Origin of the sequence: Achromobacter sp. UBA2119 (assembly GCF_002331005.1) — a bacterium.
GTDB classification, from domain to species: domain Bacteria; phylum Pseudomonadota; class Gammaproteobacteria; order Burkholderiales; family Burkholderiaceae_B; genus Achromobacter; species Achromobacter animicus.
Map to the genome: position 1 here is coordinate 467,899 of NZ_DCYD01000009.1, position 15,207 is coordinate 483,105.

14 protein-coding genes are annotated in these 15,207 nt (G+C 65.4%); 6 read left to right on the forward strand and 8 right to left on the reverse strand.

Annotation, left to right across the window (positions count from 1 at the left end):
- Positions 1–251 precede the first annotated feature (251 nt).
- The 5 genes from B3098_RS07370 to argE form a co-directional block, all read right to left on the reverse strand.
- On the reverse strand, positions 252–800 hold the full coding sequence (locus B3098_RS07370; RefSeq protein ID WP_063956455.1) for an acyloxyacyl hydrolase: 549 nt from the start codon (positions 798–800) through the stop codon (positions 252–254).
- Between the two features lie 287 nt (positions 801–1,087).
- Complete coding sequence (gene accD / locus B3098_RS07375) at positions 1,088–1,963, reverse strand: acetyl-CoA carboxylase, carboxyltransferase subunit beta (protein ID WP_175122969.1); 876 nt, start codon at positions 1,961–1,963, stop codon at positions 1,088–1,090.
- A 37-nt stretch (positions 1,964–2,000) separates the two neighbouring features.
- Positions 2,001–2,864: a tryptophan synthase subunit alpha gene (gene trpA / locus B3098_RS07380; protein WP_286894271.1), complete on the reverse strand. Its 864-nt coding sequence runs from the start codon at positions 2,862–2,864 to the stop codon at positions 2,001–2,003.
- Between the two features lie 2 nt (positions 2,865–2,866).
- Positions 2,867–4,066: a tryptophan synthase subunit beta gene (gene trpB / locus B3098_RS07385; protein ID WP_175122971.1), complete on the reverse strand. Its 1,200-nt coding sequence runs from the start codon at positions 4,064–4,066 to the stop codon at positions 2,867–2,869.
- A 120-nt stretch (positions 4,067–4,186) separates the two neighbouring features.
- Entirely contained in the window at positions 4,187–5,338 is a 1,152-nt protein-coding gene (gene argE, locus B3098_RS07390; RefSeq protein WP_279971780.1) for an acetylornithine deacetylase, read from the reverse strand.
- A 190-nt stretch (positions 5,339–5,528) separates the two neighbouring features.
- On the opposite strand from argE, the gene B3098_RS07395 reads away from it, so the two are divergent.
- Complete coding sequence (locus tag B3098_RS07395; protein ID WP_175122973.1) at positions 5,529–6,842, forward strand: MFS transporter; 1,314 nt, start codon at positions 5,529–5,531, stop codon at positions 6,840–6,842.
- A gap of 96 nt (positions 6,843–6,938) precedes the next feature.
- On the opposite strand, the gene B3098_RS07400 is transcribed toward B3098_RS07395, so the two are convergent.
- Entirely contained in the window at positions 6,939–9,218 is a 2,280-nt protein-coding gene (locus B3098_RS07400; protein WP_286894273.1) for a RelA/SpoT family protein, read from the reverse strand.
- Between the two features lie 108 nt (positions 9,219–9,326).
- On the opposite strand from B3098_RS07400, the gene B3098_RS07405 reads away from it, so the two are divergent.
- Entirely contained in the window at positions 9,327–10,160 is an 834-nt protein-coding gene (locus B3098_RS07405) for a zinc-dependent peptidase (RefSeq protein WP_286894274.1), read from the forward strand.
- Positions 10,157–10,666, forward strand: a complete 510-nt coding sequence (locus B3098_RS07410; RefSeq protein ID WP_286894275.1) for an NAD(P)H-dependent oxidoreductase — start codon at positions 10,157–10,159, stop codon at positions 10,664–10,666. Before B3098_RS07405 ends, B3098_RS07410 begins: the two co-directional genes overlap by 4 nt.
- 107 nt (positions 10,667–10,773) lie before the next feature.
- Here B3098_RS07410 and B3098_RS07415 read toward each other — a convergent pair whose 3' ends face one another.
- Together B3098_RS07415 and pncB are read right to left on the reverse strand one after the other, a co-directional pair.
- Entirely contained in the window at positions 10,774–11,124 is a 351-nt protein-coding gene (locus tag B3098_RS07415) for a RidA family protein (RefSeq protein WP_056321843.1), read from the reverse strand.
- Between the two features lie 72 nt (positions 11,125–11,196).
- Entirely contained in the window at positions 11,197–12,372 is a 1,176-nt protein-coding gene (gene pncB, locus B3098_RS07420) for a nicotinate phosphoribosyltransferase (RefSeq protein WP_175122977.1), read from the reverse strand.
- A 157-nt stretch (positions 12,373–12,529) separates the two neighbouring features.
- Here pncB and fdxA point away from each other — a divergent pair, with 157 nt between their 5' ends.
- From fdxA to B3098_RS07435, 3 genes are all read left to right on the forward strand, one after another.
- Positions 12,530–12,853 carry a ferredoxin FdxA gene (gene fdxA, locus B3098_RS07425; RefSeq protein ID WP_006218015.1) on the forward strand — a complete coding sequence of 108 codons (324 nt, stop codon included), beginning with the start codon at positions 12,530–12,532 and terminating at the stop codon, positions 12,851–12,853.
- Between the two features lie 43 nt (positions 12,854–12,896).
- A complete protein-coding gene (locus B3098_RS07430) occupies positions 12,897–13,697 on the forward strand; it encodes a ferredoxin--NADP reductase (RefSeq protein WP_279971789.1) in 801 nt (266 codons plus the stop codon).
- Positions 13,698–13,909: 212 nt separating this feature from the next.
- Positions 13,910–15,136, forward strand: coding sequence for a polyhydroxyalkanoate depolymerase (locus B3098_RS07435; RefSeq protein ID WP_286894282.1), 1,227 nt, complete (start codon positions 13,910–13,912; stop codon positions 15,134–15,136).
- Positions 15,137–15,207 lie beyond the last annotated feature (71 nt).

The following is a 15,207-nucleotide window of genomic DNA, read 5'->3' on the forward strand; positions in this document are numbered from 1 at the left end:
GCGGCGGATCGGAAGCCCGAGCGACGGCTCGTTGTGGTTTTGGGTGCTGCCAGGGCATTCTGGCCATTGCACTCAACACCAACAAGTACGTGGACACGCAGTCAAAACATAATTTTTTTGTCGTTTCTGCGACGACGCACGCGCGGGACACGCACACCGGCAGGACAAAAAAAACCACCCAGATGGGTGGTTTTCAAGATGCGAGCGGGGCGCGCGCTCACGCGAGCACGCGCTGAGTCGGCGCCATGCGATCAGAACTGGTACGTGTAGGTGAGCTGCACCACGTCCAGGCCCGGGTTCGGGCGCTTGATGCTGGCGTTCGAGAAGTGCGAATAGCGCACGCCGATACGGTTGTTCGGCGTGACCAGGAAGCCCACGCCGACGTGGTCGCCGAACTGGAAGGCCGTGCTGATGTTCTCGTCGGCAAAGCGCGTGCTGGAGAACAGCGTGGCGCCGATACCCGCTTCGATGTAGAAGCGTTCGCCGGTCCACCAGCGGAACATCGGGATGGCGCTGAACTGCCAGACGTGGCCCGGCGAACGCGAGCCATCGGCTTGCCAATACGACGCGCCGAATTCGGGCGTCAGGTCCAGACGACCCCAGTTGCCGCCGAATTGATAGGTCCAGAGCGAGGCAGTCTCGTAGTTCAGGGTCAGGCGCTTGTAGTGGTCGCCAATGCCATAGTGCAGGCTGACGCCACCTTGGGTGCCCTCGGACGACTGGGCGCTAGCAAAGGTGGCAACCCCTGCCAGGGCAAGGCCGGCAAGGCGCGTCAGCATTTTCTTCTTCGTCGACTGCATGGGATCAACTCCATCTATTTCTGGACTAACGGGGAACATTAGCAAAATCCGGACCAACACGCTGCGCGCATGTCGCAATATGGCAACAAAGCGCCGTGAAAAAGACTGTTCCGAAAATCGCGGGATTCACGCAGGTGAAATTGCGCTAGGCGGCTGGAGCAAGTCTCGTGCCCAGGGGTTCACCCTGCTGCGGAAAAACAAAATGCCGCCAGGCGCGAGAAGCGACCGGCGGCATGTCTATTGATGCCGATGCAGCCGCAAGCGGCAGCCCGGCAATGTCGGCCCGATCAGGCGGTGACCACGTCCGCCGGCTGGTTGGTCAGCAGCGCCAGCAGGCGGGCGATTTCCTCGCGCAATTGGCGGCGGTCGACAACCATGTCGATGGCGCCCTTCTGCAGCAGGAACTCGGCGCGCTGGAAGCCTTCGGGCAGCTTTTCACGCACGGTCTGTTCGATCACGCGCGGACCGGCAAAGCCGATCAGGGCCTTGGGTTCGGCGATGACCACGTCGCCCATGAAGGCAAAGCTGGCCGACACGCCGCCCATGGTGGGATCGGTGAGGACGCTGATGAACGGCAGGCCGGCGGCCGACAGGCGGGTCAGCATGGCGTTGGTCTTGGCCATCTGCATGAGCGACAGCAGGCTTTCCTGCATGCGCGCGCCGCCCGAGGCGGCCACGCAGATGAACGGGGTCTTGTTGTCGAGGGCCGCTTGAGCGCCGCGCGCAAAGCGCTCGCCCACCACCGAGCCCATCGAGCCCCCCATGAATTCGAATTCGAAGCAGGCCAGCGTGGCGGGCACGCCGCGGATCGAGCCGCTCATGACGACCAGCGCGTCGCTTTCGCCCGTTGCCTTGACGGCCTCTTGCAGACGCTCGGGGTACTTGCGCGTGTCCTTGAACTTCAGGGTGTCGACCGAACGCGTGTTCTGGCCGATTTCAACTCGGCCTTCCATGTCCAGCAGCGAATCGATGCGGGCGCGAGCCCCGATCCGCATGTGGTGGTCGCACTTGGGGCAGACGTGGAGGTTGGCTGCCAGGTCTTCGCTATACAGCACCGATTCGCACGACGGGCATTTCACCCAAAGGCCTTCGGGCACGCGGCGGGCGCCGCTGTCGCTGGTTTTGTTGATGCGAGGCGGCAGGAGTTTATCGATCCAGCTCATTGAGTATTCATCCCGTTTGAGATCGCGACCCGGCCGCTCAGGCCGACGCGTTCTCTCGTTTTACTTGATCCAGCGCCTGCCGGATGGTGCGCAGCCAGCCGCTGGCGGCGGCGACTGCGGCGTCGGTTTGCTGGGCAGCCGGTGCGTTGGCGACCGCCTGCTCCATGGTTTCAATCAGTTTGCTGCCGATGACGACCGCATCGGCGGCGCGCGCCACGCGCTGGGCGCTTTCGGCGTCGCGGATGCCGAAGCCCACGCCAACCGGGATGTCGCGCACGTGGCGGCGAATCACGGCCACGCGATCGGCGACGTCGTCGGTGTTCAGCGAGCCAGCGCCCGTCACGCCCTTGAGCGACACGTAGTACACATAGCCGCGTGCCACGGCCGCGACGGCCTTGATGCGGTCTTCAGTGGAGGTGGGCGCCAAGAGGAAGATGGGCGCAATGCCGTGTTCGCCCAGGGTGGCGGCGAACTCGATGACTTCTTCGGGCGGGTAGTCCACGACCAGCACGCCGTCCACGCCGGCCTGCGCGGCACGGCTGGCGAATTCGGCCTGGCCCATGCGTTCGATGGGATTGGCGTAGCCCATCAGGACCACGGGCGTCTCGGTGTCGCGCTGGCGGAAGTCGGCCACCAGCTCCAGTACGCGGGCCAGGCCCACGCCTTGTCCGATGGCGCGGTCTGCGGCGCGCTGGATGACCGGGCCGTCGGCCATGGGATCCGAGAACGGCACGCCCAGTTCGATGACGTCGGCGCCGGCGTCAACCAGCGCGTGCATCAGCGGCACCGTGGCGGCGGGGGAAGGATCGCCGGCGGCGATGTAGGGAATCAGGGCCGCTGCGCGGCCGGATTCTGCGGTGCGCGCGAAAGCCGCGGCAATGCGATCGGTGCGGGTTGTCATGTTCAGAGCTCGATGCCGGCGCGTTCGGCGACGGTGTGCATGTCCTTGTCGCCGCGGCCAGACAGATTGACCAGGATGACGGCGTCGCGCGGTAGCGTGGCGGCCATCTTGACGGCTTGGGCGATGGCGTGCGACGACTCCAGCGCGGGCATGATGCCTTCGATGCGGCAGCAGTCGTGGAAGGCCTTCAGGGCTTCGTCGTCGGTGATGCCGACGTACTCGGCACGGGCCGAATCCTTGAGCCAGGCGTGTTCCGGACCGACGCCGGGGTAGTCCAGGCCGGCCGAGACCGAATGCGTTTCTTGAACTTGGCCGTCGGCGTTCTGCATGACGTAGGTGCGGTTGCCGTGCAGCACGCCCACCTGGCCCGCGGCCAGCGATGCGGCGTGCTTGCCGCTGTCCATGCCCTCGCCCGCCGCTTCGACGCCGATCAGGCGCACGTTTTCGTAGGGGATGTAGGGATGGAAGATGCCCATGGCATTGGAGCCGCCGCCCACCGCCGCCACGACGTAGTCGGGCTGGCGGCCGATGGCCTCGGGCATCTGCGTCAGACATTCGTTGCCGATGACGGTCTGGAAGTCGCGCACCATGCGGGGATAGGGGTCGGGACCCGCCACCGTGCCGATGATGTAGAACGTGTTTTCGATGTTGGTGACCCAGTCGCGCATGGCTTCGTTCAGCGCGTCCTTCAGGGTGCGCGAACCGGAGTTCACGGGCACCACCGTGGCGCCCAGAAGCTTCATGCGGTAGACGTTGGAGGCCTGGCGGCGCACGTCTTCGCTGCCCATGTACACCACGCATTCCATGCCGTAGCGGGCCGCGACCGTGGCGGTGGCCACGCCGTGCTGGCCGGCGCCGGTTTCGGCGATGACGCGCGGCTTGCCCATGCGCTTGGCCAGCAGAGCCTGGCCGATGCAGTTGTTGACCTTGTGCGCGCCGGTGTGGTTCAGGTCTTCGCGCTTGAACCAGATCTGGGCGCCGCCCACGAGTTCGGACCAGCGCCGGGCATGGTAGACCGGGCTGGGCCGGCCCACGAAATGCTTGAGCTCGTAGTTGAACTCTTCGAGGAAGGCGGGATCGACCCGGTAACGGTCATAGGACGCGCGCAGGTCGTCAAGCGCGTGCATCAGCGTTTCCGCCACGAAAACACCGCCATAAGGCCCGAAATGGCCCTTGGCATCCGGAAAGTCGTAAGGTTTCACCACAGCATCTCCCCCGGGATCGCGGCAGGCCAATGCCAGCCGCAAATCCGGTTTGCAACCCGGCATTTTACCTGACGCGGACGGCACCGGCGTGCCGCCCGCTCCCGGGCGCCCCGCGCGTCAGAGGGACTGGCCCATGCGGCGCAGGAAGGTTTCGCACGCGGCCATCTGGTCCAGGGCCACGTATTCGTTGGGCTTGTGGGCCTGTTCGATATGGCCGGGGCCGCAGACCACCGTGGGGATGCCGATGCCCTGGAACAGGCCGGCTTCCGTGCCGTAGGCAACCTTGCGCGTGGCGCGGTCTTCGGTCAGGGCGCGCACCAGCTGGGTGATGGCGGCTTCTTCCGAGGCTTCCAGCGCGGGCGCGGCGGCGCCGGTCTCGATCTCGATGGTGGCGCCGTCGAATTCAGCCTTCATCTTCGGCAGCAGCTCTTCGCGCACGTATTTTTCGACTTCCGCCTGGATGTCGTCCGGACGCATGCCCGGCAGGTTGCGGAATTCGTAGGTGAATTCGCACAGCTCGGGGATGGTGTTGACCGCGATGCCGCCCCGGATCTGGTTGGTGGTCATCGTGGAGAACGGCACGTCGTAGAACTGGTCGTAGGGGCCGTTCGCCTTGAAGCTGTCAGCCAGGTCGCGGATGCGGCAGATCAGGCGGGCGGCGTATTCGATGGCGTTGCAGCCGCGCGGTGTGAGCGACGAGTGGGCCGCCTTGCCGTGCACCTTGCAGCGAAAGAGGTTGATCCCCTTGTGGGCCACGACCACCTGCATGCCGGTGGGCTCACCCACCACGCAGCCCTCGGGACGGATGCCGCGCTCGTGCAGGTCTGCCAGCATGTACGGCGCGCCGGCGCAGCCGACTTCCTCGTCGTAGGAGAACGCCAGGTGGATCGGCTTCTTGCGCGGCATGGCCATGAATTCCGGCACCAGGGCCAGCGATCCGGCGATGAAGCCCTTCATGTCGCAGGCGCCGCGGCCATAGAGCAGGCCGTCTTTTTCGACGAGCTTGAACGGGTCCGTGCTCCAGTCCTGACCATCCACGGGCACCACGTCGGTGTGGCCCGACAGGACGATGCCGCCCTGCTGGTTGCCGTCTTGCGCCGGCAGCGTGGCAAAGAGGTTGGCCTTGGTGCGCTCGGGGTTGTGCGCCAGCCATGCCTCGACGCCCTGGCCCTTGAGCCAGTCACGGACGGTTTCGATCAGGGCAAGATTGGAATTGCGGCTGGTGGTGTCAAAGCCAACCAGCGTTTCCAGCCAGGTGCGCGCGTTCATGTCACTACTCTCGTGGGGAAAAGACGCAGTGTAAAGCCAGGCGGCGGCCGCGTCCCGGACGAGCACCGTCCGGATGGCCGGTTTACGAGGCGCAAGCTTCCGATCGGCCGCTTTTCGGACGACGCGCAAGACGGCCGGGGCGGCACCGCCTAGAATGTCGCCCGGAAATTAAAGCCCCCAAGGAGATCCCGTGCAGCACAAAGCAGTCCCCACACGCAACATCGTGGCAGCGGTAATAGGCAACGCGCTCGAATGGTATGACTTCCTGGTGTTCGCGTTCATGACGCCGATCATCGCCAAATTGTTCTTTCCCACCGACCCCAGCGTCCCCGGCAGCGAACTGAACGCCATCCTGATGACCACTGCCATCTTCGGCGTGGGCTTCTTCATGCGCCCGGTGGGCGGCATCATCCTGGGCCTGTACGGCGACCGCAAGGGCCGCAAGGCCGCCATGGTGCTGGTGACCTCGCTGATGGCCGTGTCCATCGCGCTGATCACGGTGGCCCCGACCTACCACGCGGCCGGCATCCTGGCCCCGATCTTCATCCTGATCGCGCGCCTCCTGCAAGGCTTCTCGGCCGGCGGCGAATTCGGCACGTCGACGGCGCTGCTGATCGAAATGGCCCCCAACGGCAAGCGCGGCTTCTATGGCTCGTGGCAGATGGCGGGCCAGATGCTGGCCCTGTTGATCGGCGCGGCTTGCGGCACGCTCATCACCGAGTTCTTCACCGAGCAGCAGATTGCCGACTGGGCATGGCGCCTGCCCTTCGCCTTCGGCCTGGTGATTGTGCCGATCGCCATCTATATCCGCCGCAACGTCGACGAAACCGACGCCTTCAAGCAGATGAAGGAAGCCGACCGCCAGGCCGCCGAGCGTGGCGAAGTCAAGCGCCTGTCGCTGGGCCAGATGCTGCGCACCCACACCCGCGAGACGCTGATCGGCGTGGGCCTGGTGGTGACGGCCACGGTGTCGATCTACATCACGTTTACGTATCTGGTCACCTATTCGACCAAGGTGCTGATGCTGCCGCTGAACCAGACCTTCCTGGTGCAGATGGCCGGCGCGGCCCTGATGGTGGTGCTGACCCCGTTCATGGGCGCCTGGTCCGACCGCATCGGCCGCCGTCCGCTCGTGATCGGCTCGCTGATCGGCTACCTGATCGTGCTGTACCCGCTGTACTTCTGGCTGTCGGACGCCCCGTCGATCGGCCGCCTGCTGACCGTGCAGGTCGTGGTCTGCATTTTCGTGTCGGCGTTCTTCGGCGTGTTCAGCACGGTGATGGCCGAGCTGTTCCCGGCGCGTGTGCGTTCGGTGGGCCTGTCGCTGGCCTATAACGTGGCCGTGATGATCTTCGGCGGCTTCGCACAGTTCATCGTGACCTGGCTGATCAAGACCACCGGCTCGCCCATGGCGCCTGCCTACTACGTGATGTTTGGCGTGGCGCTGGGTCTGGTCGCCGCGTTCTACATGCGCGACCGCGCGCATGAAGAACTGGAACACTGAGGCCTGAACCGCCGCGTGCTGCCGCCTGGCCTTCACGCCAGCGGCGGGCATGGCGGGAAATGATCCGGCAGCGGTTCTCGCTGCCGGAAACTGCGTCTAGCGGCGCATCGCCGACGACACGCCTGGCACTTCGGCCAGCGCATCCAGCGCGCGGGACAGCGATTCACCGCCGCGCACCTCCACCGTGAACACCATATGGGCAAGCGACTGCTTGCTCTGCGTGTTCACGCCCACGACGTTCAGACGCAGGCGCGCAAACACTTCGGACAGGTCACGCAACAGGCCCGAGCGGTCATGCGCGCGCACGCTGATGTCCACCGGATAGAAGGTGTCGGCCGTTTCGCCCCACGCCACTTCGATGACGCGCTCGGGCTCGCGCGCGGCCAGCGCCAGATAGCTGTGGCAGTCGCGGCGATGGATGGACACGCCGCGCCCCCGCGTCACGAAGCCGGAGATTGCATCCGGCGGCGCCGGGCGGCAGCATCGGGCCAACTGCGTCAGCAGCGACCCCACCCCCACCACCAGCACGCCGCTCTTGCCGCTTTTCTCGGCGCTGCCGGCGCTGGCGTTCCGCAAGGCCGCCGGCGTGGGTTCGACCGCGGGCGCCGGCTGCTGGAACACCGCGTCGATCTGGCGCAGGCTGAATTCTTCCTTGGCGGCGGCGACGTAAAGGTCGTCGGCCCGCGCAAAACCCAGGTTCTGGGCCAGCTGCTCCAGATTGATGGCCGTCTTGCCCAGGCGCTGCAATTCCTTTTCGACAAGCGCCTGCCCCTGCGTGATGCGCTGCTGCAGTTCAATCGCGTTGAACCACATCCGTACCTTGGCGCGGGCGCGCGGGCTGGCCAGAAAACCAAGCTGGGGATTGAGCCAGTCGCGCGACGGGCCGCCGGACTTGGCGGAGATGATCTCCACGGTCTGGCCGGTGGACAGGTGCGTCTGCAGCGGCACCATCTGCCCATCGACGCGCGCGCCGCGGCAGCGGTGGCCCAGGTCGGTGTGCAGGTGATAGGCGAAGTCCACCGGCGTGGCGCCGGCGGGCAGTTCGATCACGCGCGCCTGGGGCGTCAGCACGTAGATGCGTTCGTCGGTATGCGCCGGCGCCGTCACCGCGCCGCGGCTCTTGCCCGCAGCGGCCCGGCCCGTGGCGGGCTTGGCGGGCTCGGGCGGCGTGTTTTCGCCACCCTCGACATCCGTGTTCCAGGCCAGCAGCTGGCGCATCCACGCAAGCTGCCGGTCGTATTCACTGGAGGCGGCGACCTGCCCGCCCTTGGCGCCCGCTTCCTTGTAGCGCCAATGCGCGGCCATCCCGTATTCGGCGAACTGGTGCATCTCGCGCGTGCGGATCTGCACTTCGAAGGGACGGCCGTCGTCGTCGGCCACCACCGTATGCAGCGACCGGTAGCCGTTGGGCTTGGGCCGCGAGATGTAGTCGTCGAACTCGTCGGACAGCGGCGTCCACATCTCGTGCACCATGCCCAGCGCCGTGTAGCAGGCCCGCACGTCGTCGACGATGACGCGCAGCGCCCGCAGGTCGTACATCTGGGAAAAATCCAGACGCTTGACGCGCATCTTGTTCCAGATGCTGTAGATGTGCTTGGGCCGGCCGCTGACCTCGGCGTCGATGCCGGTCTTGGCCAGCGCCTGCTGCAGGCGCGTGATGGCGCCCGCGATGAAGGCCTCGCGCTCGACCCGCTTTTCTTCGAGCAGGCGGGCGATGTGCTTGTACTTGTCGGGTTCGAGGAAGCGGAAGGACAGGTCTTCCATTTCCCACTTGATCTGCCAGATACCCAGCCGGTTGGCGAGCGGCGCGTACAGGTCCAGCGTTTCGCGGGCGAAGCTGGGCGAGCACGGCGCCTTGCTCTCGGCGTGCCAGCGCAGCGTGCGCAGCCGGGACGCCAGGCGCATCAGCACGATGCGCAGGTCGGCGGCCATGGCCAGCAGCATCTTGCGCTGCATTTCCTTCTGCGAACCGCTTTCGGCCGACGCATCGCTCGCCTGCCGGGCCACCACGCCCAGGCGCAGCAACGCGTAGGCGCCCTGCACCAGCCGCGCGATTTCCGCGCCGAAGGCGACGGCGATGGGATCGTTGCGCAACGAGGGCGCGGGCGCCATCAGATCGGTGGGCAGCGCGGCCAGGAGGGCGGCGGCGCGCGTGGCGGCATCGGTGTGCAAGGCCGCCAGGATACGGACGACGCCGGCGGCATGGCCGGCCAGCGGCTCACCCGTCAGGGCGTTCTGGCCCTGGAAGCGAGGCTCGGCCCAGCAGGCGACCCGGTCCAGCAATGCCAGGCCCTCGGCATCCAGGCCCGCTCCGGCCTCCTGCCGCCAGGAAGCGTCAAATGGCGAAGGCGCATCGGGAACGGGCGGGGCGGACATGACGGGGCGTAGCGCAGGTATCGGGTTGAATATTTCGACACTCTACACTAGGGTTCAGTCACCCTGAACACACTGCCGCATCCCGGCATATGGAAGGAACCAAAGCTTATGTTGCGCTGGCTGAAGGGCCGCGGCGCCCGCCCGTCCGAGGTCGCCGAGATGCAGGCCCGCATCCCGCCCGAACTCTGGCGGCAGGTGCTGGACACCTACCCATTCCTGGCGGCGCTGACCGAAAGCGAAGCCGCCCAATTGCAGGCGCGCGCCGCCTGGCTGCTTGCCAGCAAGACGATCAATGGCGCGCAGGGGCTGGAGGTCTCGGACTTCATGCGGCTGTCCATCGCCGCGCAGGCCTGCCTGCCCATCCTCAATCTCACGCCCGAACTGTACGAGGGCTGGGACGAGATCATCGTGTATCCCGCGAGCTTTCGCATCCCCCGGACGCGCGAGGATGAGGACGGGGTGGTCCACGAGTACATCGAGGACGCGGCGGGCGAAGCCTGGGAAGGCGGGCCGCTGGTCCTGTCGTGGGAAGACACGCAGCTGTCCGCGGGCGGCTTCAACGTGGTGATCCACGAGTTCGCCCACAAGCTGGACCTGCGCTCGGGCTTTGCGGACGGCATGCCGTCGTTGTCGGCGCATCCCGACATCAAGCCGCGCGCGTGGCGACAGGTGCTGGACGACAGCCTGGACCGCTTCATCGCGGCGGTCGACGCCGTGGAAGCGGCGATTCCGCACGACGTGGACCCCGAAAGCGAGGAAGCGGACGCCTGGTACGGCCAGTTGCCGATGGATCCCTACGCCGCCACGGACGAAGGCGAGTTCTTCGCGGTCAGTTCGGAACACTTTTTCGTGGATCCCTTTCCCATGCAGCAAGCGCTGCCCGAGTGGTATGCCATGCTGCGGGCCTATTACCGGCAGGATCCGCTGGAGCGATTTGCATGAAGCAGTTGCTGATCGTCTGGCATTCGCGCACCGGCGCGGCCGAGCAGATGGCGCAGGCCGCGGCGCGCGGCGCGGCGTCGGCGGCCGCTGCCCTGGAGCAGCATGACGATCTGCGCATCGAGCTGCGGCGCGCGCAGGACGCCGATGCCGACACCCTGCTGACCAGCCAGGGGTTTGTCTTCTGCGCCCCCGAAAATCTTGCCAGCCTGAGCGGCGAGATGAAGGAGTTCTTCGACCGCAATTACTACGCGGTGCTGGACCGCATCCAGGGACTGCCCTATGCCGCCCTGATCAGCGCGGGCAGCGACGGCTCGGGCGCGGCCCGGCAGGTCGAACGCATCTGCACCGGCTGGCGGCTGACGGCGGTGGCGCCGGCCGTCATCGTAAACATGGGCGCGCAGACGGCGGCGCAGATCCTGGCGGCCAAGACGGTGCCGACTGCGGATCTGGCGCGCTGCGAGGAACTGGGCGGCCTGCTGGCCGGGATGATGCTGATGGGCGCGTGAGGCGGCGTTCTGCACTGCCGGTGTCTGACACCAGAGCCAAAAAAAGCCCTCGGCTCACGCCAGAGGGCTTTTTCACAAGGCCAGCCGCAGCCGGCCCTGACCGTTCATCAAAGCGCGGCCGTCACCACGATCTCGACCTTGTAGTCGGGGTTGGCAAGGCGGGCTTCAACGGTGGCGCGGGGGGGCGAGTTGCCGTCGGCGACCCATGCGTCCCAGGCCTTGTTCATGCCGTCGAATTCCTTCATGTTGGCCACGTAGATCTGGGCCATCAGGATCTTGGTCTTGTCGGTGCCGGCTTCGGCCAGCAGGCGGTCGATCGTGGCGAGCACTTGCTCGGTCTGGCCGGTGATGTCCAGCGTGGCATCGTCCGGCACCTGGCCTGCCAGGTAGGCCACGCCGTTGTACACGGCCATGTCCGACAGGCGCTTGGTCACGTGAAAGCGCTTGATGCTGCTCATGAGAATTCCCCTAGAGTCGAGTGGTTTGGGTGGAACTGGGCAAAGCTGCCCGCGTGCGGCGCGCGGGCGTCGTCAGGCGGGCGGCAATTGGAAAACCTGGCGCAGATAGGCCAGGTAGGCGGGATCGTCGCACATCGTCTTCTCGGGCGCATCCGACACCTTGGCCACCGGCTGGCCGTTGCAGCGGACCATCTTCATGACGATCTGCAGCGGTTCGTGGCCGAGGTCGTTGGTGAGGTTGGTGCCAATGCCGAAGGACACTTTGCAGCGCCCCGAGAACTGGCGCGCCAGCTCGATGGCGCGCGGGAAGGTCAGCGAATCCGAGAACACCAGCGTCTTGGCGCGCGGATCCACGCGGTTCTTGCGATAGTGTTCGAGCAGGCGCTCGCCCCAGATGAAGGGATCGCCGGAATCATGGCGCGCGCCGTCAAAGAGCTTGCAGAAATACATGTCGAAGTCGCGCAGGAACGCATCCATGCCGTAGACGTCGGACAACGCGATGCCGAGGTCGCCGCGGTATTCCTTGGCCCACACTTCCAGCGCGAACACCTGCGAATCACGCAGGCGCGGACCGAGCGCCTGGCAGGCCTGCAGGTATTCGTGGCCCATGGTGCCCAACGGCAGCACGTCGTGCTCTTTGGCGAGCAGCACGTTGCTGGAACCCGCGAAATGCGGCCCCATCTCGGCTTTCAGGGTGGTGACGATCTCTTCGTGCCAGGCCTTGGAGAAGCGGCGCCGCGTGCCGTATTCAGCCACGCGGAAGTCGGCCAGCGCGGGATCATCCAGCACGAGGTGCATCTTGGACTGCAGGCGCTTGCGGCCTTCTTCCCAGTCCGGATGCTTGCGCGTGTTGCGGAAATAGACCTCGTTGACGATGGCCAGCACAGGGATCTCGAACAGGATCGTGTGCAGCCACGGGCCCTTGACCTCGATGCTGATTTCACCGGGTCCCTCGCCTTCGCTGATGTGGATGCAGCGCTCGGGCATGTGGAACAGACGAAGGAAATCAACGAAGTCGCTTTTGATAAAGCGCAAGTTGCCCAGATATTTAAGTTCGTCGTCCGTGAAGCGCAATTGGCAAAGCTGATGCACTTCCTGGCGGATTTCGTCCATATAGGGGCGCAAATCCACGCCCTTTGTACGGCATTTGTACCGGTACTCGACCTGGGCAGCGGGGAAATGATGCAGCACCACTTGCATCATGCTGAATTTATACAGGTCGGTGTCGAGCAGCGAAGTAATAATCATGATTGCGCGTTTCGTTTCGCGACACCATAGCATGAAGAACAGGGCCTTCGGCACGAAGTGCCACGCTGTCAATACGGGTATTGCCGACACATCCGCGCGGCATTGGGTAAAATCCGCCCATTAAGACACATCTGCCGCCGAGCCCCGGAGTTCCTGAATGACCCACGTAGTCACCGAAAACTGTATCAAGTGCAAGTACACCGATTGCGTCGACGTGTGCCCGGTGGACTGTTTTCGTGAGGGTCCGAACTTCCTCGTGATCGACCCGGACGAATGCATCGACTGTGCGGTCTGCATCCCCGAATGCCCCGCCAACGCGATCTACGCCGAAGAAGACGTGCCGCAGGACCAACTCAATTTCATCGCGCTGAATGCCGAACTCTCTCCGGAATTCGCCAGCATCAGCCGTGCCAAGAAGCCCCTGCCCGACGCCGACGACTGGAACGGCAAGCAGGACAAGCTGCAATACCTGGAAAAGTAATCCACGGGCGCCGGCCAGGCCGGCGCTTTCGTGCGATGTCCCGATGACCGACGACTCCAAATACACGCGCCAGACCATCACCAGCGTCCACACCTGGGTGCCGGACAAACTGTTCTCCGTGCGCGTGACGCGGGACGAAGCCTTCACGTTCCTGCCGGGCCAGTTCGCCCGGGTCGGCCTGCCCGGCGCTGAAGACCCCGATGGTCCGCCCACGATCTGGCGCGCCTACTCCATGGTGTCGGCCCCGCATGAGCCGGGCCTGGAGTTCTATTCCATCGTCGTCCCCGAAGGCCTGTTCAGCCCGCGCATGGCGCGTTTGCAGCCCGGCGACGCGCTCTACGTCGAAAAAGCCCCCTACGGGTTTTTGACGCTGGAGCGCTTTGCGCCCGGCGGCGACCTGTGGCTGCTTGCCTCGGGCACCGGCCTGTCGGCCTACCTGTCCATCCTGCGCGACCCCGCCGTCTGGCGCGCGTATAACCGCATCATCCTGGTGCATGGCGTACGCACCGCAGCCGAACTCGCCTACCGCGACGAAATCGACGGCTGGCGCCGCGATCCGGCCCTGGCCGACGTCTTCGCCGCAAATCCCGGCAAGCTCATCTACCTGCCCATCGCCACGCGCGAACCCGTGCCCGGCATGCCGCAAGCGCGCATCACCACGCTGATCGCCGACGGCCGCCTGGAGCAGCTGGCCGGCCAGCCGCTGGATCCCGAGACCGCCAAGGTCATGCTGTGCGGCAACCCCGCCATGCTGGCGGAGGCACGCAAATTGCTGGGTGATCGTGGGTTCAAGCCCGGGCGCCGCGGCATTCCGGGCAACCTGGCGGTTGAAAACTACTGGTGATCCGCCACCGCGTGGCGTAGTCCGTAAATCCACCATTTGGTATCACCGCAAGGCATTAACGCGGCCCTAAACTGGTGCGTAACACATGACGGGTCGCTTTTTAGCAACAAAACAGGGCAGTTTGCCGGACATTCTTCAGGCTGATTGGAAATATCGTTACGCCCCGGAGCAATAATCGGGGCACACGCTCGACCCAGAAGGACTTCCCCGAAATGCTGTACCAATTGCACGAAATGCAGCGCGCTTTCCTGACTCCGTTCGCTGCATTCACGGACGCCGGTTCTCAGCTGTTCTCCAGCCCCTACAGCCCGCTCGCCTATACCCCGATCTCCCGCCAGATGGCCGCCGGGTACGAGCTGATGACCCGTATCGGCAAGGAATACCAGAAGCCCGCCTGGAATCTGCCCACCACCCAGATTGGCGGCAAGTCCGCCCGCGTGATCGAAGCCGTTGCCCTGGACAAGCCCTTCTGCCGCCTGGTGCACTTCCAGCGCGACGTACGCTTGGCCGGCAAGAACGATCCGAAGGTCCTGCTGGTCGCCCCGCTCTCCGGGCACCACGCCACCCTGCTGCGCGACACCGTGCGCGCCCTGCTGCCCGATCACGACGTCTATGTGACCGACTGGGTCGACGCGCGCATGGTGCCGCTGGCAGCCGGTCCGTTCCATCTGAACGACTACGTGCGCTACGTGCAGGACTTCATCCGCCATCTGGGCCCGGACGTGCACGTCATTTCCGTCTGTCAGCCCACGGTGCCGGTGCTGGCCGCCGTGTCCCTGATGGCGTCCGCCAACGATCCCTGCCAGCCGCGCAGCATGGTGATGATGGGTGGCCCCATCGACCCGCGCCAGTCGCCCACGCAGGTCAATCGCCTGGCCACCACCAAACCCTATTCGTGGTTCGAGAACCAGGTGATCCACCCCGTGCCGCCCCGCTATCCGGGCGCCGGACGCCGCGTGTATCCGGGGTTCCTGCAGCATGCGGGATTCATGGCCATGAATCCCGACCGCCACATGAAGTCGCATTACGACTTCTACCTGGACCTGCTGCGTGGCGACGACAGCGACGCCGAAGCGCACCGCCGCTTCTACGACGAATACAACGCCGTGCTGGACATGCCGGCCGAGTTCTACCTGGACACTATCCGCATGGTGTTCCAGGACTTCGACCTGCCCAACGGCACCTGGGAAGTCGACGGCAAGCTGGTGCGCCCGGCCGACATCAAGAGCGTCGCGCTGTTCACCATCGAAGGCGAACTGGACGACATTTCCGGCCAGGGCCAGACGCGCGCCGCGATCAAGCTGTGCAAGAACATCCCGGCCGACCGCAAGTCGCACTACACCGCGCCGAACTGCGGCCACTACGGCATTTTCTCGGGGCGCCGGTGGCGCGAAATGATCTGTCCTAAAATTGCCGAGTTCATCCGCCAATCGGCTTGACGACGGCCCCGCGCCGGCCGCCGGCAACCTGATCCGTACCCCGGGGCCCCAGCGGCCCCTTTTCATTACTG